The organism is Klebsiella sp. K-3, assembly GCF_051207495.1.
GTDB classification, from domain to species: domain Bacteria; phylum Pseudomonadota; class Gammaproteobacteria; order Enterobacterales; family Enterobacteriaceae; genus Klebsiella; species Klebsiella aerogenes.
The window spans coordinates 21,254-39,248 of record NZ_JBPNXF010000008.1 but is presented as its reverse complement, the minus strand read 5'-3'; the positions used below and the strand labels follow the sequence as shown (position 1 = coordinate 39,248).

Sequence of the window (17,995 nt, the reverse complement as noted above, 5' to 3'; positions counted from 1 at the left end):
GTCAGAACAGCGTCCGTAAATTACGGGTGAAAAGGGAAAAGAATTGGCAGCAGTACGAGGCTGACAATGGTAGAAACGAGAATCAGAGGAAGGCCGGATTTGGCGTAATCGACAAACTTATAGCCGCCGGCCGATAGCACCATCATGTTGGCGGGCATGCCGATCGGCGTCGCGTAGGCGCAGGAGCTGCCGATAACGGTCGCCATCAAAACCGCTTTCGGATCGGCGCCCATACCGGCCGCGATCGACAAACTCACCGGTACCAGTAGCGCGACGGTGGCGGTATTGGACATAAAGTTGGTCATGATGACGGACAGCGCAAAGACCACCGCCATCAACATGAATGGGGAAGAGTTCTGGCCCAGCATGCCGATGACATGATCGGCAACCAGCTTCCCAGCACCGGTCATTTCCAGCGCTTTTGCCAGCGCCAGCGTGCCGCCAAAAATGAAAATAGTCTGTGAATCAATCGCTTTATAGGCCTGCTTTTCCGTCAGCACGCCGGTAAACACCAGAACTAACGCACCGATACAGCCTGCCACCGTCAGGCTAATGCCGGTCTGTTTCTCAAAAATCATGCCGAGGATCGTGGCGATCAGCACCACCAGAGACAGGATCTGTTTCCAGCGCGGAACGTGGCTGTAATCTCGCTGTTCGCCGACGCTACCGACTTCACCGCCATTCGCGGTAGCAGGCAGGAATTTATAGCCAATCGTCAGGAAATAGAGGATGCCGCAGAGCAGCATCGGTAAACCCACCTTCGCATACTCAAAGAAGCCAAACCCGCTACCGATATTCTGCAACGCCGATTGCGCGATCAGGTTGCCGGGCGCGCCAATCAGCGACAGGTTACCGCCGAGCGCGGCGGCAAATACCAGCGGCATCAGTAAACGAGAGCGGGCAAAACCCGATTTCGCCGCCACGCCAATCACTACCGGGATCAGCACCGCCGCCGTACCGGTGTTGGAAAGAAAACCCGACATCACGCCGACGACCACCATGATGGTGAAAATCAGCTGTTTTTCGGTTTTGGCGAAGTGAGTGATCACCCCACCAACTTTATTGGCCATCCCGGTTTCAAATAACGCCCCGCCGACGATGAACATGGCGACAAAAAGAATGACGTTGGAGTCGATAAAACCGGCAAAAGCTTGTTTTAGATCCAACACGCCGGTGAGCACTAACGCCACGCAGACCACCATGGAAGTCACTGCCAAAGGCACCTTCTCCCAGACGAACATGACGATAGCGAACACCAGCAAACATAAGGTGATGGTAATCGGTTCCATATTTATAATTATCCCTATCAATGATATATGATATTGTATCCAATATTGACGAGGGAGAAATTATGCCCATGCAAAAAGTAAGTCAATGCGTTTTTAAACAAAGATCGCGCAGTGCGATCTGCATCAAGATCCTCTGCAGATCGTCACAAGAGATGATTAATAGCGTTGATGAATGCGACTAAAACAGCAGGCTTTAGCGTTATATAGAGGTTTCGGGAAGGTATCGCGTGAGCATATTTTCCATTGAGCGAATAATATGCTCGCGCATGCGCTGACGCGCCAGCTCTTCATTATGCTGTTCAAGTGCCTGTAAAATCTCTTTATGTTCCTGTATCGAGATAGCCGCATACTCCGCTTCGGTGACCTTGTGCCCCATCGACAGTCCGTTCCACATGTTGCAGAGCAGCATCTTCATTTTTTCGTTGCCCGCGGCGTTCCAGATCTCCATATGGAAAGCCTGATTCAGGTCGGAATATTCAGTGAAGTTATTATCGGCCAGCGCTTTTTCTGCTGAGTAGTGTACCTGGGCAATGCGCGAAATATCCGTGCCGGGACGAGATGCCTTCGCCACCGCCTCACTTTCCAGCAGCGCGCGAATTTCATAATGCTCGCGAATCGTCTGCTCGTTGATCCCTAACACCACCGCCCCTTTATTGGGGCGGACTTTAATCAGGCCATCGGCGGCTAAAATCTGAAACGCTTCGCGCACCGGCATGCTGGAAACCCCAACCATGCGGGCAATGCCTTCGAGAGTTATCTCCTGCCCTTCCACTAAATCCCGCGAAAGAATCGCTTTGCGTAATACCGCCGCGACCTGCTCTTTCGCCGAAAGAAGCTTAATTTTCCCTAATTTAGGCTTCTGCACTTTCCCAATCCTTCATATGTTGACGCATAATTTCCGCAAGCATGAGGAAATAACGCTGTGTTGCCTGAGCAATATTGCCCGCATCGCCGCGGCTAATGGCTCCAGCCAGTTCATGTAGTATCAGTGCCGATTCCTGGCTATCGTCTTTCAGATACAGAATGACATAAGAAATATATCCATCCAAAAATTGCTGATATGCCTTCGCCAGATAACGGTTATCAAGATAGGAAATCAGTAACTGATGAAAATCCAGTTCGCGAGTTTTGTCGCCAGGCTGCGCCAGGGCCTGCGCGCGCCCGAGCAGCAATTCCCCCTGGTTTGTCGGCACGAGAGTGAACAATTCGGCAGCCATCACCGCTATCACGCGAAAAATATGGCTAACATCATCGGGCACCAGCTTTGATACCTGCATATGACGGTTAGGCAAGCGCACCAGAAACCCCTCTTGTTCAAGAGACTGCAACGCTTCTCTAACCGGCATACGTGAAAGCCCTAGCTGCTCGGCAATACTCTCCTGCGCCAGCTCATCTCCCGCTTTCATCGCTCCGGAAAGAATTTGATAGCGAATAATTTGCGTAATGTGGTCCCTGGTCTGCTTTCTGTCGATCTTTTTCACAACGTCCTCATTGCTTGGGGCTTAAGACGCGGGGGATTTTAGCAGATTTAGCCGCCAGGCGGCGCATTCGCCAGGGAGATGAGGTGATAAAAAAGCCGGAACGACGGTTCCGGCTTTTCTGCTAACGAGACGTTACTTGTTGACGAAATCTTCGCCGAGGGCGATATCTTTCTTCAGCGTATCCAGCATGCCTTCCAGCGCCTGTTGTTCAAAAGCGCTGAGTTTGCCGATGGACTGGCGCTCTTCCACGCCATTTTTGCCCAACAGCAGCGGCTGCGAGAAGAAACGGGCATACTGGCCGTCGCCTTCGACGTAGGCACATTCAACCACGCCTTTTTCACCCTGCATGGCACGCACCAGTGAGAGCCCGAAACGCGCAGCGGCCTGGCCCATCGAGAGCGTTGCCGACCCGCCGCCCGCTTTCGCTTCCACGACTTCCGTCCCGGCGTTTTGAATACGTTTAGTGAGATCCGCGACTTCCTGCTCGCTAAAGCTGACGCCAGAAATCTGCGACAATAAAGGCAGGATAGTGACGCCAGAGTGGCCGCCAATGACCGGAACTTCAACCTCGGTGGCCGACTTGCCTTTAAGCTCGGCGACAAAAGTATTAGAACGAATGATATCGAGGGTGGTAACGCCAAACAGTTTGTTTTTATCGTACACGCCGGCTTTTTTCAGCACTTCGGCGGCGATAGCGACGGTGGTATTTACCGGGTTGGTGATAATACCGATGCAGGCCTGCGGACAGGTTTTCGCAATCTGCTGCACCAGGTTTTTAACGATACCGGCATTAACATTAAATAAGTCGGAGCGATCCATGCCGGGCTTACGCGCGACGCCGGCGGAAATCAGCACCACATCAGCGCCTTCCAGCGCCGGGGTGGCATCTTCACCGGAGAAACCTTTGATTTTTACATCTGTGGGAATATGACTTAGATCTACCGCCACGCCCGGCGTAACCGGAGCGATGTCGTACAACGAGAGCTCTGAACCTGAAGGCAGTTGGGTCTTAAGTAGTAGGGCAAGCGCCTGGCCGATTCCACCAGCGGCGCCGAGGACTGCAACTTTCATCCTAAACTCCTTATTATGGTTAATTTACACCCTAAATAATTCGAGTTGCAGGAAGGCGGCAAGAGAGTGAATCCCCAGGAGCTTACTGAAGTAAGTGACTGGGGTGAACGATTGCAGCCAACGCCCATGCAGCTCGAAGTATGACGGGTATAGTCTTTCGTTATTCCGTCGCCTGGACCTTAATTCACAAGATGAACAATTACAATAATTATGGCTGAAGAATGCGGGGTACGCGCAATGATGCAGCAAATTCGCATTTTTCTTCCTGAGACTGGCCATCCAGCAAAGCCGTAGTACCGGATCGACTATTGGTTACAATACACCCAGCTCGCTCGGCAAAACAATATCAATTTCATAACATTTATTTCACTTTTACAGCAATTTACCCGCTGTGATGCAGGCATGTTCCTCATCAGGGTTATTTGCTAAAATATGCGCCTTTCATAACATTATTTACGCTATTCCTTTGCGGATTATTTGCATAAAAATGCACTTGTATGCATAATGATGTTGTTTTTACCACCATAATCTGGGTGACTTATGCGTAGTTCGGCAAAACAAGAAGAACTGGTTAAAGCGTTTAAATCGCTGCTTAAAGAAGAAAAATTCAGCTCGCAAGGCGAAATCGTTCAGGCGCTGCAGGAAGAAGGTTTCGAGAACATCAACCAATCGAAAGTTTCCCGCATGCTGACAAAGTTTGGCGCCGTTCGCACGCGTAACGCCAAAATGGAAATGGTCTACTGTTTGCCTGCCGAACTCGGCGTGCCGACGACCTCCAGCCCGCTGAAAAACCTGGTGCTGGACATCGATTATAACGATGCAGTGGTAGTGATCCACACCAGCCCCGGCGCGGCGCAGCTGATCGCACGCCTGCTGGATTCCTTAGGCAAAGCCGAAGGTATTCTGGGTAGTATCGCGGGTGATGACACTATCTTTACCACCCCTGCCCGCGGTTTTTCCGTTAAAGATCTCTACGACGCGATTCTGGTCCTGTTCGAACAGGAACTCTAAGCGCTCCCCCTCTGGTTCCTGCCAGAGGGTTCTTCCCCGCAAAATGCTATTCCCCAAACCTTCAAATAAAGCAGCATTTTTTTAACATTTAGTGTGGTTTTCCACCTCTATACATTCCTTTACCGAATGATAACGGCTAAAGCGCACAAAAGATCAAAGCGCAATATCTATTTGATTTAAATATAAATAATCATGACATTCACCCCATGAATAACATTTCTAATTCTTATACGTTATAAAAACGACATTTCTTGGAAATTATTTACACTGAAAACAATTAGCATGGTATTAATATTTTTGGTGATTAGTGTATACTTGATTTTGTGATGAGGGTCACGAAACAAAGCCCCCTAATAATAAAATTCGACGAGGTGAACATCATGAAAATCAAAACCACTGTAGCCGCACTCAGCATGCTATCCGTACTGTCCTTTGGCGCTTTCGCCGCTGATTCAATCAACAGCACTCAAGCGGAAAGCCGCCAGTCACTGGGCACCGTATCTATCGGCGCGGTAGGTTCTTCCCCGATGGATATGCATGAAATGCTGAACAAAAAAGCACAAGAAGAAGGTGCTTCTTCTTATCGCATTATCGAAGCTCGCACCGGCGACCATTGGCACGCCACTGCTGAACTTTATAAATAAGCTTTAACGATTGTCGGTCATTAACTGAAACAGTATCTCTTCAGCGGCCTGGGTTCATACGAAATCTCCCGCCGCTGCACATAAGGTTGGAGTCAAGATTATGAAAAGCGCAATTATCATCGCATCCCTGGGTCTGGCATCTGTTCTCTCTTTCGGCGCAAGCGCAGCCGTACAGCAAGTGAACGCCGATCAAGCACAAAACCTGCAACCAATGGGCACTATCTCTGTATCGCAAGTAGGTAGCGCGCCAATGGATATGCGCCAGGAACTGGCGGCTAAAGCCGAGAAAGAAGGCGCCAGCAGCTACCGCATTATTGAAGCTCGTACCGGCGACAGCTGGCACGCGACTGCTGAGTTGTACAAATAAACCCTCGTCGTCTTATCCGACGACTTGCCCCCGCCTGCCGGGGGCTTTTTTATGCCCAACGGGCATTAAAACGTAGTAGCCCTTCCAGCTCCTCTTCCGCTTCATCGAACAGCAAAATTAACGCACCAAAGCGACGACGCTGTTTTTCATCCAGATGGACAAATTCAATCTCCAGCGGGAACGGTAAGCGCCCTCCCGTCACCGCGCTCCACAGCGCGTCAAGGTTATCCACCTGCTTATCCGGTAACGCGAAGGCGCGGGAAAACTCACGATAGAAATCCTGTTGCTCAGCTATTTCATCAAAATCAAAGGTATAAACAGTCATTGCCCGGCGCCCCTTAAGCTCTGTCCCTCTACACCAAATAAGTATAGCGATAAAAAAACCGACGCCGGGCGTCGGTTTGCAGGTTAGCTATTGGTAAATACGTGCTGATATTTTTTCAGCATATCGACCAGTCGTCGTACCGGCTCAGTGACCTGGGGCGACGCCTGCCAGTGAAGGAGTTTTTCCTGATAAACATCAAGCTCTTCCAGCAAGCGGGTAAAGTAACGACGGCGCTTATCGTCGCTACCGGCGGAGATAACGTGATCGGCGGTTCGCCGCAGCTGGCGGTGGAAGGCCGACAGATCCTCGTTTACCGGCACCGGGGCATCGCGTAGACGCTGGTGCGCGATAATCAGCGTCAGCGCCAGCCGGAAGCGGGCGATATCGCCGGGAAACTTATTCAGCAGTAAAAACAGCTGTTGATACAGCGCCGGCAAATGGTTCTCTTTACGCCGGGCGCTATTCGTGGTGAGCGAAGAGACCGCCGCCGAGACGAACTGGTTCAATAACACCCGTCCGGTGCGGGCCTGCGAGTTATCACGCACTAACAGAATCACCATCAGCGCGAGGAAACAGCCGACAATCTGCCCCAGAGCGCTATCGAGGAACTGGCTAAACTGGAACTGCATCGGGTTATCCAGCACCAGAATATTGATGGTGCTCGCCAGGGCTCCCAGCGATCCGAGCCGCCGCTTTTGTACCTCAATACCGATAAAGAACGCCATCGCGGCAAGGCTGATACACAATAGCAGCATACTCTGCTGCGTCGCAGGCATGACGACAAGGAAGAACAGCGCGCCGAGCGGTAAAGCGGCAAGGGTGCCATAGAGGAAGTCTAAGGCCACCATTCGCGGGTTAGGCAGGCGCATCGCCAGCGCGGTCACCACGGCAATCATAACCATCGCCCCGCTACCGGATGTCCAGCCGGTCCATAGCCAGAACAGGGTGCCGAGAATACAGGAAATGGAGGTTCGCCAGAAGTTAACCATCGCGTGGTGACGCTCGGCGGACTCAACCTTCACCACCGTCTCGCCGCGTAGAACTTCATCTTCAATACGGCTGATTTTGGTGTTGCCAACCACGCCGCGCTTGAGCAGCAGGTAACGCGTCGCCGCGCCGACCCAGCTATAAATAGTGACCGGCGTATTGTGTTCACCTTTCCAGGTCAGGAAGCGGCGCATACGCTTAAGCTGTTGATGCACATCCTGTACCGTTTCCACTGGCTCAGCGAACAGCTCGCGGTAGTCGTCAGTCACCATCTCCGGGCGTGAGTTCTGGATCAGATAGGTTTCGCAGGCCTGAGTAATCAGCGTCAGCGATAGCGTGTTGATCGCCTTTAGCCGCTGGTTTACCTTCGACCAGCGCGAAGATTCCATGATCAGATTGCCGCGCATTCCTTCCAGTGCGGCAGTACGGCGCACCAGCGCTCCCCAGGCTTTGTCCACCACCTCGCTATCGCCATGGGCGACACAAAGCTGCATCAGGCGATACTGATCCAGCAGCAGGTTATCCAGTTCGAGGTCGATCTCTTTTTTGATGGAGCGCGGGGAAAATAGCAGGTCAGCGACGATGGCGCTGACGATCCCGATGACGATTTCGCTGCAGCGCTCGACGGCAAACTGCGGCGCCAGCATCGGGTCAGTATGAATGGTGATGATGATAATCAGCGCCGTGTAACCCGCCAGCCCCCAGGCGTAGGAGTTTTCCACCTTCACCAGCGAGGAGATCCAGGTGCAGAAACCAGCCCAGAGACAGCAAACCAGCATCATCAATAGCGGCGCGCGGATCATGAGGATAATGATCGCCAGTGCGGCAATACAGCCGATAAACGTCCCGGCAATACGCAGCATCCCGCGGTAGCGAATCGCCCCGGAATAGGGCTCTCCGCCGGCGGCAAATGCCGGACCGGCGGTCACGATAGCCGCGGTCAGTACGGCCCAGCGCGGCGTCTCAAGCTGAAAATGAAAGCCGACGAACAGCGCCAGCACCACCGCGCATGCAAGCTTAATGGCAAAGCGGAGATGCCGGGGAGCAATGGTATAGGTCCCCATGGCGATTAACCAAACTCACGCAAGCGCATGGCGACTTTCTGGAAGAAGTTGGCCTGGCTGGCGTCGCGATCTTCTTTACCGGTAATGACAACGGTCGCGGTGGTGCCCGACGGCCAGAGGTTGCCCTGCTGCTGGTCAAGACGGATACGTACCGGCACGCGCTGCGCCAGACGTACCCACTCAAGGTTGGAGTCAACGGAAGCCATGCCTTTCGCATCGCTGCTGCTGCTGGCGTTAGTCACGCCCGCGGCAACGCTGTCAACGGTACCTTTTATCACCTTACTACTGCCGAGCGGAGTGATTTCGGCACGATAGCCCGGACGCACGCCTTCCAGTTTGGTCTCTTCCAGATAGGCCATCACGTAGAAGGTATTTTGTTTAACCAAAGCGACCGCGGTCGAACCGCGGGTAATGAATTCGCCGGAGTAGACGTTCAGGTTGGTCACCCAGCCATCGGCTGGCGCACGAATCACCGTACGTTCAAGATCCAGTTTGGCTAAATCGCGGCTGGCCACCGCTTTCGCCAGCTGATGCTCAACGGTTTGCAGCACGTTGTTGGCCTGGTCAATCTCTTCGCGCGACATGGCCTGCACGCCGAGCCTGTTACGGCGCCCGGCTTCCACGCGTTTTTCCTGAGCCAGCGTCTGGTAATAGGAGACGTCGGCTTCCGCCTCCGCCAGCGCTTTTTGGTAACGAGGTTGGTCAATAACGAACAATACCTGGTCTTTCTTAACCAGTTGGTTATCCTTGACATTCACCTGCGAAATAAGCCCCGACACGTCCGGCGCGATGGCGACGATATCGGCGCTAAAGCGCGCATCGCGCGTCCACGGCGACGCGGTGTAGTACACCCATGCGCGAAAAATAGCGATAAACGCCAGAATAACCAGTATCACAGTGATGGCAGTACGCAGGATATTTCTTGTTAGTGTTTTCACATCGACCTCAAACGAACAAGCGCGATATCAGATAAAACAGACAGCAATACAGCGCAGTATTAAACAGTGCAGGGTGCCAGACAAAATCATAAATACCGGTCGGAACCAGCAAACGGTGCACCAGCCAGAAGATGGCTAGCGACAATAGCAGCTCAAAGAAGATCGGCGGAAACGATAGGCCGAAAATCACTATGACAGGAAACAGACTCATGATGACCTTGATAAGAAGCGTACAGGTGGTAGCGTGATGCGTTTATTATGTAGCTAACTATATATTAACGTAACAATTGCAGCCTTATCTATAATATGTGATCTAAATCACTTTTAAGCCAGAGTGAATAATGGAACGACTAAAACGTATGTCGGTGTTCGCCAAAGTGGTTGAGCTGGGCTCTTTCACCGCCGCCGCACGCCAGCTCCAGATGAGCGTTTCATCTATCAGCCAGACCGTTGCTAAACTGGAAGACGAGCTACAGGTAAAGCTGCTCAACCGCAGCACCCGCAGCCTGGGCTTAACAGAAGCGGGTAAAATTTATTACCAGGGCTGCCGAAGAATGCTCTTTGAAGCGCAGGACGTCCATGAACAGCTGTATGCCTTCAACAATACCCCTATCGGCACGCTGCGCATCGGTAGCTCTTCAACTATGGCACAGAATGTGCTGGCGCGCATAACCGCCGAAATGCTCAAAGAATATCCGGGTTTATCGATTAATCTGGTGACCGGCATCCCCGCCCCGGACCTGATTGCCGACGGCCTCGACGTGGTGATACGCGTCGGCGCGTTGCAGGATTCCAGCCTCTTCTCGCGGCGGCTGGGCTCGATGCCAATGGTGCTCTGCGCGGCGAAAAGCTATCTCCAGCACGCGGGATGCCCGGAAAAACCGGCGGATCTTGCCAGCCATTCGTGGCTGGAATATAGCGTACGGCCAGATAATGAGTTCGAAATTATCGCCCCGGAGGGGATCTCAACACGCCTGATCCCACAAGGACGCTTTGTCACCAACGACCCGATGACGCTGATCCGCTGGCTGACTGCCGGCGTTGGCGTGGCCTACGTTCCGCTGATGTGGGCGATCGACGAGATCAACCGCGGCGAACTGGAGATCCTGCTGCCGAGCTATCAATCGGATCCGCGACCGGTCTATGCGCTGTATACCGAAAAAGACAAACTGCCGCTGAAGGTGCAGGTGTGTATTAACTATCTGACGGATTATTTCGTCGAAGTGGCGAAGATTTATCAGGGAATGCACGGGCGCGGGATGACCCGTTAATTGACTTCCCGGCAGCGGCTTCGCGCCGCCGGGACCAGCCGTTATCAGGCGGTGCCGCCAACGGTAAGGTTGTCGACTTTCAGCGTCGGCTGGCCGACGCCGACCGGTACGCTCTGCCCTTCTTTACCGCACACGCCAACGCCGCTATCCAGCTTCAGGTCGTTACCGACCATAGAAATCTGCTGCATCGCTTCGATACCGGAACCGATTAGCGTCGCGCCTTTGACTGCTTTAGTCACTTTGCCTTTTTCAATCAGATAAGCTTCCGAGGTCGAGAAGACAAATTTACCGGAGGTAATATCCACCTGGCCGCCGCCGAAGTTCGGCGCATAGATACCGTAATCGACCGATTCGATAATCTCCTGCGGCGTCGACTTACCGGCCAGCATATAGGTGTTGGTCATCCGCGGCATCGGCAGATGCGCATAGGATTCACGGCGACCATTACCGGTCGGCGCAACGCCCATTAAACGCGCGTTGAGCTTATCCTGCATATAACCTTTCAGGACGCCGTTTTCGATAAGCACGTTGTATTGACCCGGCGTACCTTCGTCATCAATCGCGACCGAACCACGGCGATCGGCCATGGTGCCGTCATCCACGACGGTGCACAGTTCAGAGGCGACTAATTCGCCCATGTGACCGCTGAAGACCGAGGTGCCGCGACGGTTAAAGTCACCTTCCAGGCCGTGGCCGACGGCTTCATGCAGCAGCACGCCAGGCCAGCCCGCGCCAAGCACCACCGGCAGCATTCCGGCTGGCGCGGCAACCGCGGACAGATTGACTAATGCCATACGTACCGCTTCACGCGCCCAGACATCCGCCCGTACGTCGCCATCCAGCGGCGCGAGGAAATAATCATAGCCAAACCGTCCGCCGCCGCCGCTGGCGCCGCGCTCGCGTTTGCCGTCTTCTTCCACCAGCACGCTCACGGAGAGACGAACCAGAGGACGAACATCAGCGGCCAGCGTTCCGTCCGTTGCCGCCACCAGGATAAGCTCGTAGACGCCGCTCAGGCTGGCGGAAACTTCCTGCACGCGCTTATCGGCGGCACGCGCCACCTTATCAACGCGGCGCAGGATATCCAGTTTCTCTTCGCGGCTCATGCTCTGCAGCGGATCGACGCTGGTATAGAGAGAGCTGTATTCCACCGCGCCGAGCGTCTGCACTTTGCCGTCGCCATGGTCGCGGACGATAGTACGCGCCGCCTGGGCACTCTGCTCAAGCGCCAGTTTGCTGATTTGGTCCGCATAGGCAAAACCGGTTTTTTCGCCGCTTACCGCCCGGACGCCTACGCCCTGGTCAATATTGTACGACCCATCTTTGATGATGCTGTCTTCCAGAACCCAGGATTCGTGATAGCTCGACTGAAAATAAAGATCGCCGTAATCGAGACGGCGCTCAGCCAGTTGGCCAAGAATGGCAAACAGGTCCTGATGGTTCAGGCCATTTGCCGACAGTAATTGTTCACTTACCAGGTTCAAACTCATCGTTACGCTACTCGTTTGTTGCCGCCTGACACAGGGAAATGCCATGCGGCGAAAAAGATGACGGGGAGAAAATACTCTCTATATGAGAGTGCGATAATTCCCCGTACTCGTCAAATCATTGCTTTTTGTTGCTGCGCGCCTGGCGCAGCACTTCATTGATTTCCGGCTGATCGATTGGACCCGTAATGCGATAGCGCAGAATCGATACTTTGTTCCACAGCGGCCCAAGCACCTTGCTGGCGGCAAACACCGCCGCGCCGACAATCGGGTTGACGGCGAATGCCGCCGCTACGCCCACGGTTGCCGAAATTTCCGGCGCCACCACCGCTTGTAAATCTAAACGACGGCGCACCAGATCGACCGAACCTTTCATCGCGATGTCGGCTTCAAGCCCATCCACCAGCGTATCATCCGTATTCAGCACGCCGTCTTTAATCCACGCCGTACTGCGAATTGAATCGAACCAGAACCCTTCCTGGAAGGTGTCGCTGAAATCGAAGCGTAGCTTACGCAGCAGCGCATCAACGCTCAATAGCCTTAACAGCTGACCGGCATGACCAGTGCTCAGGTCAGTAAACTCGCCTTTGCCGAGGCGGCTTTTGAGGATCCCGTTCAGCGAAGCGACATCAGGCTGCCATGGCGGCGCGCGCCAGTGCAGATCGTAATCGACATCAAACGACGACCCTTTCACCGGCGTCGAAACACCGAAGAAGTTCACGAAGTCGTCCGTTTTATTACCGTGCAGCTTGCCTTTCAGCGAGGTACGCACGCCGCCGGGCGCATTCACCCAGACGCCATCGGTAGTGAGGCGGCCAAAGCCGGTATCCACCAGGCCATTGCTGAGGGTTAGCGTATCGCCCTTGATATTGAAGTCACCGTCGATTCGCCCATACTTTTGCCCCCACAGCCAGCACTCTTTACAGCGCAGCTGTAAATCAGGCCAGCCGCGGAAATCCAGACGCGTATCAGCCAGCGGGCCGCTCTCTTTTTTCACCGTGCCGTTGTTATCGCTGGAAGGGTTGTAATAGAGATAGCGAATGGCCGCCAGCCAGGGCGCGTTCTTATGCATCGTCAACGTGGCGTTGATTTCACGCCCCTGCGCCTCCACCTTCGAGCCGCTACCGTCAGGCTGGGAAACCAGACTGACGTTATTCCAGTTCTGTCCGGCGAAGGCCAGCGACGGTGTACGAAGCGTCACGCGCTCCGGGAAGGCCATATTACTGCTCACTTCGTTGACGGCGCCTTGCTGGAACAACGCCAGCCATTGCGCGCCATCCATCGCCGGCATGTTCAGCTCGACGCCTGATGCTTCAGGCAGCGAAGGAATCGCTTTGCTGTCGGAGGTCAAAATCGCCCGGTCGAGCGTCAGCTTATTATTCAGCAGCCAGCGGCTATTGACGTGGTTCTTGCTGCCGATATTGCCGGTCAGATCGAAGCTGTTTAAGCCGCCGGTCACGTTGATTTTCACCGGCAACGGTTCGCCCGCCGATTTATTCACCGGCGCAGGTAAGTGACTACTCACATTTCTCAGATCGCCGTTGATATCGACTTTGTAGCTCGCGCTACCGCGATACGGTAACTCAATGGCCACTTTGCCATCCCAGGGGACGCTGCCGCTGAGTTCATCATTGACCGCTTTCGGCAGCAGGCCGGTACGCGTCGGCTGCCAGTTAGCGTTCATACCGACGTCAACGAGGAAGGCTTTCGCCCCTTCAGTAGTGGTGAAATTGAGGTTCAGCGGTTGATTAAACCAGGTCGCGCTTAGCGGCCCGCTTTTTAAATCTCCGTTCTCAAAGCTGAACTGACCATTGAGATTCTTCAGCGTCGCGTCAATCGGCTTGATAAACAGATCGTTATTTTTCAGCCGCACATCGCCTTTGGCGGTGGTCATCTCGCCATCGAGCGGGATAGCAAGATGTAAGCGAGCGCTCACATTACCATCAAGCTGTAGTTCATCCAGCGCCGAGCCGAGCGTGTCCTTCAGCGGGGTCTGTTTGAAATAAGGGCCAACCTCTTTGCCTGGACCGTTAACATCGGCATCGATAAACAGTTTTTCATGGGAATAGTCAGGGATCACCGCGTCAAGGTTGCTGGCGGTGACGTTGCCCAGCATCGCTTTATCCGCCTTCATCCACAGGCCGTTATTGACGAAGTTAAGGTTGATATCCAGGCCGGTCAGCGCCGGCCAGTCCGGCTGGAAGGCGAAGGTCGCGTTCTTCAGCGGTACCGAGACCTGGAATTGGCCTTCGTTATGCTCATAAGGGAACAGATGCGGGTTGCCGCCGTAAACCAGGGTAGCATTGCTGGCCTGCCCGCCCTTAATTGCGCCGCTCAGGTAATCCACCAGCGCTTTGCCCATCAGGTTTTCCGGGAAATAACGCCACGCCTGGCCGCCGTCGTTAGTGCTGATGCCCGCCAGGATGCCTAACCACGGCTCATCGCCTTCCGGCTGCAGATAGCGGAAGCCGCCGCGCGCGCGAACGCCGGTTGCCTGCACGTCGATATCGCGGCCATCCAGCATAAAGCCCTTGCTGTTCTTCTCCCAGCTCAGGGTCGCATCGCCCTGGGCTATCTCCAGCGGCGCGCGAAAGACCGTTTCATAAGGCATTTTCGCCTGGGTCATATGCGCGCGCAGTTCGCCGTTTTCCACGCTGCCGCTCAGGCTGCCGGAAAAGTGCTCGGCCCCCGGCAACAGCTTCCACTGCTTCCACGCCAGATCGCTCCAGTCAGCCTGGAAACGGGTCTTCTCCGTTGCCTGCAGCGGGATATCTAACGCCAACAGGTTAATTTTTCCGCTCGGCTGGGTGGTTCGCCAGACTTCGCCGAAGCTCGGCGCCAGCTTATCGGCCATCGGTTGCAGACCGGTCAGGCCGCCAAGATCGAGATTGCTGGCGCGGATGCGCAGTTCATCGCTGCGCTGATTGTTATTACCACCCACTTCCTGCGCCGGGATCCACGCCATCGCCAGCGCGCCGCGCGGCCAGGCCTTGCCGTCTATCGAGATCCGCGTGTCGGGGATATGAAATGCCCAGCTTTGATTTTCGCGTGTGATATGCGCCGTCAGGTTATCCACCGACAGCTTATGCAGATGTTTATCACCCTGCCAGCTGGCGCCGCCTTTTTTCAGCCATACATCACCGCTAGCGACATCGCCTTTATCGATAGTCATCCAGCCTTCGAGACTAAAGCGCGCGCTCTGCAGGGCTATGTTGTCCTGCATCCAGCGTCCGAGCCAGGGTTTAACGTCGATGTCATCGGCCTGTAACCAGAGGCGCCCCTTGTTGAGCAGGCCGTTCTCGTCACGTAAATCCATCCGCACCTGCATGACGCCGTGCTGGCCGGTGAGACTCGAAAGGCTCAGTTGCCCCTCGGCGCGGTGGCGGTTTTTACCGTTAAGCCAGGTCAACTGTGGGATCGCCAGTTCAGCACGCTGACCGGAAATCGTCAGGAAGCTCAAATGGCTATCACGGAGAATAAAGTGGTCAAACTGACGCAGGAACAGATCGCTGATGCGATCGGTCTTCAGACTTGCGCCGTCGTCGTTAGTCTGGATGGGCGTATTGGTGTGAATTTGCAGCTGCCAAAAGGTCAGGTCGCGGAACTGCCAGCGCATATGTAGCAGGCTTTGCCAGACGTCGAGCGCAAGGGTAACCCGTTTGATCGTCATTTCGCCACCGTCTTTCAAGGTGGCTTTAATATCGCGAACGTCCAGCGTCGGGCCGAAGTTTTCCCAGTTGGCGTTGATCTGCGAGGCATCAACCGCGACCCCGGATACCGCGGTAATTTTCTCCAGCAGTTGGGGACGCCAGTTATTTAGCTGCGGCAATGCCAGACGCAGGCCACTCACCAGCAGCGCAACAATCACCACCACGGTTGCCACGGTGAGCAGTAATATCCCGGGCCATCGCCTCAACGCATCTCTCCTTGTCAGCCTGTTACGCTTTATCCTTCAGCCCGCCTGTTTACCCACCCCCGACGCCATCGGGAGCGACAGGCTGAATGATTACATCATTACCACATCGAACTGCTCTTGATTATAGAGCGGCTCAATTTGTACTTTGACCTGCTTGCCGACAAAGATTTCAACTTCCGCCAGCGCGTGGGACTCTTCCCCTTTCAGAGCTTCCGCGACGGCAGGTGAAGCATAGACCAGGAAGCGGTCTGAGTCATACGCATGATGCACGCGGACTATTTCGCGCATGATCTCATAACAGACCGTTTCGACCGACTTTACCGTACCGCGCCCATGACAGGTAGGACACTCGTTACACAGCACATGTTCCACGCTTTCACGGGTGCGTTTACGGGTCATCTCGACCAGCCCCAGCTGCGAGAAGCCGTTAATGCTGGTTTTCACCCGGTCTTTACTCAGCGCCTGCTCCAGGGAATGCAGTACCCGACGACGATGATCTTCATTATTCATATCGATAAAATCAATGATGATAATGCCGCCCAGATTACGCAGACGCAGCTGGCGCGCGATAGCCTGCGTGGCTTCAATATTGGTATTGAAGATAGTGTCGTCGAGATTGCGGTGGCCAACAAACGCCCCGGTGTTGATATCGATGGTGGTCATCGCTTCGGTCTGATCGATGATCAGATAGCCGCCTGATTTCAGCTCGACTTTACGCTCCAGCGCGCGCTGGATTTCGTTCTCAACGTCAAAGAGATCGAAAATCGGCTGGCGGCCGCTGTAATGTTCCAGCTTGCTGGTCATTTCCGGGATGTATTCCGCGGTGAACTCCAGCAGCGCCTCGTAGGTCAGGCGCGAATCCACGCGAATGCGGTCAAGCTGAGCATCGGCGAAATCGCGCAGCACGCGCTGGGCCAGCGCCAGCTCGCCGTACATCTGATAGCGGGTCTGGTTACGCTTTTTGCGTTCCATCACTTTGGTCCAGACGCGCTTGAGGTAGGCCGCATCCGCCGCCATCTCTTGCTCATGCACGCCTTCCGCCGCGGTGCGAATAATAAACCCGCCCTGCTCGTCGCAATATTCGGTGACCACGCTTTTCAGACGTTCGCGCTCGGCCTCGCTTTCAATTCTCTGCGATACGCCGACGTGCGAAGCGCCCGGCATAAACACTAAATAGCGGGAAGGTATGGTGATGTCGGTGGTTAGACGCGCGCCTTTGGTACCCAGCGGGTCTTTCACCACCTGCACCATCAGGTCCTGGCCCTGACGCACTAGTTCGGAAATATCGCGAACGGTAAACTGCTTTTGCTCTTCACCCGCCACGCACTCGGTGTGCGGCATGATATCGGAAGCATGCAGGAAGGCGGCCTTATCCAGGCCAATATCTACAAAAGCCGCCTGCATTCCAGGCAACACACGACTGACACGACCTTTGTAGATATTGCCTACGATTCCGCGCCGCGCTTCTCTCTCAATATGAATTTCCTGCAGGATCCCGCCATCGATATACGCGACGCGCGTCTCGGATGGCGTTACGTTAACTAATAATTCAGCCGTCATCTTTATCCCTTTTCTTCACGCAGTGAGTTAAAGTTACTCAGCAACTCATACGTTTCCACCAGCGGTAAGCCGACTACGGCGTGATAGCTGCCATTTATCTTCCTGACAAAACAACCACCCAACCCTTGAATACCGTATGCGCCTGCTTTATCTAAAGGTTCGCCGCTGGCTACGTAGGTAGCGATATCCTGCTCGGAGAGCAGACGGAAGGTCACTTCCGTCACCACCAGGCAATCCAGCGTTTGCTGCTTATCCGCCAACGCCACCGCGGTCATCACCTGGTGGGTTTTTCCGGAAAGCATGCGAAGCATTTCTGCGGCGTGCCCGGCGTCGCGCGGCTTTTCCAGCACTTCGCCGTTAAGAATGACAATCGTATCCGCCCCCAACACCGGCAGATCGCGCGGCGCCATAGCAACGCCAGCCAGCGCTTTTTCACGCGCCAGACGCGCAACGTAATGCGCAGCGCTCTCCTGCGGGTCGCGCCGTTCCTCAATACCCGGAACCAGGCGTTCGAAAGAGAGACCAAGCTGAGTTAACAGTTCCTGCCGACGCGGGGAACCAGAAGCCAGATACAGAGTTGTCAT

Annotated in this window: 16 protein-coding genes; 4 read left to right on the top strand and 12 right to left on the bottom strand. The window is 54.4% G+C overall.

Annotation, left to right across the window (positions count from 1 at the left end; all coding sequences use genetic code 11):
• Nucleotides 1-20: 20 nt before the first annotated feature.
• From ACSEMK_RS14260 to mdh, 4 genes are all read right to left on the bottom strand, one after another.
• Complete coding sequence (locus ACSEMK_RS14260; RefSeq protein WP_087859178.1) at nt 21-1,289, bottom strand: SLC13 family permease; 1,269 nt, start codon at nt 1,287-1,289, stop codon at nt 21-23.
• A gap of 199 nt (nt 1,290-1,488) precedes the next feature.
• On the bottom strand, nt 1,489-2,154 hold the full coding sequence (locus ACSEMK_RS14255; protein ID WP_375156879.1) for a GntR family transcriptional regulator: 666 nt from the start codon (nt 2,152-2,154) through the stop codon (nt 1,489-1,491).
• Nucleotides 2,141-2,770, bottom strand: a complete 630-nt coding sequence (locus ACSEMK_RS14250) for a GntR family transcriptional regulator (RefSeq protein ID WP_213317948.1) — start codon at nt 2,768-2,770, stop codon at nt 2,141-2,143. Before ACSEMK_RS14250 ends, ACSEMK_RS14255 begins: the two co-directional genes overlap by 14 nt.
• Before the next feature lie 132 nt (nt 2,771-2,902).
• Nucleotides 2,903-3,841 (bottom strand): malate dehydrogenase, encoded by a 939-nt coding sequence (gene mdh, locus ACSEMK_RS14245; RefSeq protein WP_045397222.1) that lies wholly within the window; start codon nt 3,839-3,841, stop codon nt 2,903-2,905.
• Between the two features lie 540 nt (nt 3,842-4,381).
• Here mdh and argR point away from each other — a divergent pair.
• The 3 genes from argR to yhcN-B all read left to right on the top strand — a co-directional run bounded on the left by argR (nt 4,382) and on the right by yhcN-B (nt 5,863).
• The gene (gene argR / locus ACSEMK_RS14240; protein ID WP_015369474.1) at nt 4,382-4,852 is read left to right on the top strand and encodes a transcriptional regulator ArgR; all 471 of its coding nucleotides are present in this window, start codon (nt 4,382-4,384) and stop codon (nt 4,850-4,852) included.
• Nucleotides 4,853-5,232: 380 nt separating this feature from the next.
• Nucleotides 5,233-5,496 carry a peroxide/acid stress response protein YhcN gene (gene yhcN, locus ACSEMK_RS14235; RefSeq protein WP_015369473.1) on the top strand — a complete coding sequence of 88 codons (264 nt, stop codon included), beginning with the start codon at nt 5,233-5,235 and terminating at the stop codon, nt 5,494-5,496.
• Nucleotides 5,497-5,596: 100 nt separating this feature from the next.
• Nucleotides 5,597-5,863, top strand: a complete 267-nt coding sequence (yhcN-B, locus tag ACSEMK_RS14230) for a DUF1471 family stress response protein YhcN-B (protein WP_015369472.1) — start codon at nt 5,597-5,599, stop codon at nt 5,861-5,863.
• Nucleotides 5,864-5,912: 49 nt separating this feature from the next.
• Here the strand turns inward: yhcN-B and ACSEMK_RS14225 are convergent, their stop codons facing one another.
• The 4 genes from ACSEMK_RS14225 to aaeX form a co-directional block, all read right to left on the bottom strand.
• Entirely contained in the window at nt 5,913-6,188 is a 276-nt protein-coding gene (locus ACSEMK_RS14225) for a barstar family protein (protein WP_087859174.1), read from the bottom strand.
• Between the two features lie 83 nt (nt 6,189-6,271).
• Nucleotides 6,272-8,239: a p-hydroxybenzoic acid efflux pump subunit AaeB gene (aaeB, locus tag ACSEMK_RS14220; RefSeq protein ID WP_087859173.1), complete on the bottom strand. Its 1,968-nt coding sequence runs from the start codon at nt 8,237-8,239 to the stop codon at nt 6,272-6,274.
• Between the two features lie 5 nt (nt 8,240-8,244).
• On the bottom strand, nt 8,245-9,177 hold the full coding sequence (gene aaeA / locus ACSEMK_RS14215) for a p-hydroxybenzoic acid efflux pump subunit AaeA (RefSeq protein WP_045397228.1): 933 nt from the start codon (nt 9,175-9,177) through the stop codon (nt 8,245-8,247).
• Nucleotides 9,178-9,184: 7 nt separating this feature from the next.
• Nucleotides 9,185-9,388 (bottom strand): p-hydroxybenzoic acid efflux pump operon protein AaeX, encoded by a 204-nt coding sequence (gene aaeX / locus ACSEMK_RS14210; protein ID WP_002918640.1) that lies wholly within the window; start codon nt 9,386-9,388, stop codon nt 9,185-9,187.
• A gap of 130 nt (nt 9,389-9,518) precedes the next feature.
• Between aaeX and aaeR the strand changes: the two genes are divergently transcribed.
• Nucleotides 9,519-10,448 carry an HTH-type transcriptional activator AaeR gene (gene aaeR, locus ACSEMK_RS14205; protein ID WP_015703623.1) on the top strand — a complete coding sequence of 310 codons (930 nt, stop codon included), beginning with the start codon at nt 9,519-9,521 and terminating at the stop codon, nt 10,446-10,448.
• Nucleotides 10,449-10,492: 44 nt separating this feature from the next.
• Here aaeR and tldD read toward each other — a convergent pair whose 3' ends face one another.
• The 4 genes from tldD to ACSEMK_RS14185 all read right to left on the bottom strand — a co-directional run bounded on the left by tldD (nt 10,493) and on the right by ACSEMK_RS14185 (nt 17,995).
• The gene (tldD, locus tag ACSEMK_RS14200) at nt 10,493-11,938 is read right to left on the bottom strand and encodes a metalloprotease TldD (RefSeq protein ID WP_015369467.1); all 1,446 of its coding nucleotides are present in this window, start codon (nt 11,936-11,938) and stop codon (nt 10,493-10,495) included.
• A gap of 115 nt (nt 11,939-12,053) precedes the next feature.
• A complete protein-coding gene (yhdP, locus tag ACSEMK_RS14195) occupies nt 12,054-15,851 on the bottom strand; it encodes an AsmA2 domain-containing protein YhdP (RefSeq protein ID WP_430915020.1) in 3,798 nt (1,265 codons plus the stop codon).
• Between the two features lie 90 nt (nt 15,852-15,941).
• Nucleotides 15,942-17,411 (bottom strand): ribonuclease G, encoded by a 1,470-nt coding sequence (gene rng / locus ACSEMK_RS14190; RefSeq protein ID WP_015369465.1) that lies wholly within the window; start codon nt 17,409-17,411, stop codon nt 15,942-15,944.
• A 2-nt stretch (nt 17,412-17,413) separates the two neighbouring features.
• Nucleotides 17,414-17,995, bottom strand: a complete 582-nt coding sequence (locus ACSEMK_RS14185; RefSeq protein WP_087859171.1) for a Maf family protein — start codon at nt 17,993-17,995, stop codon at nt 17,414-17,416.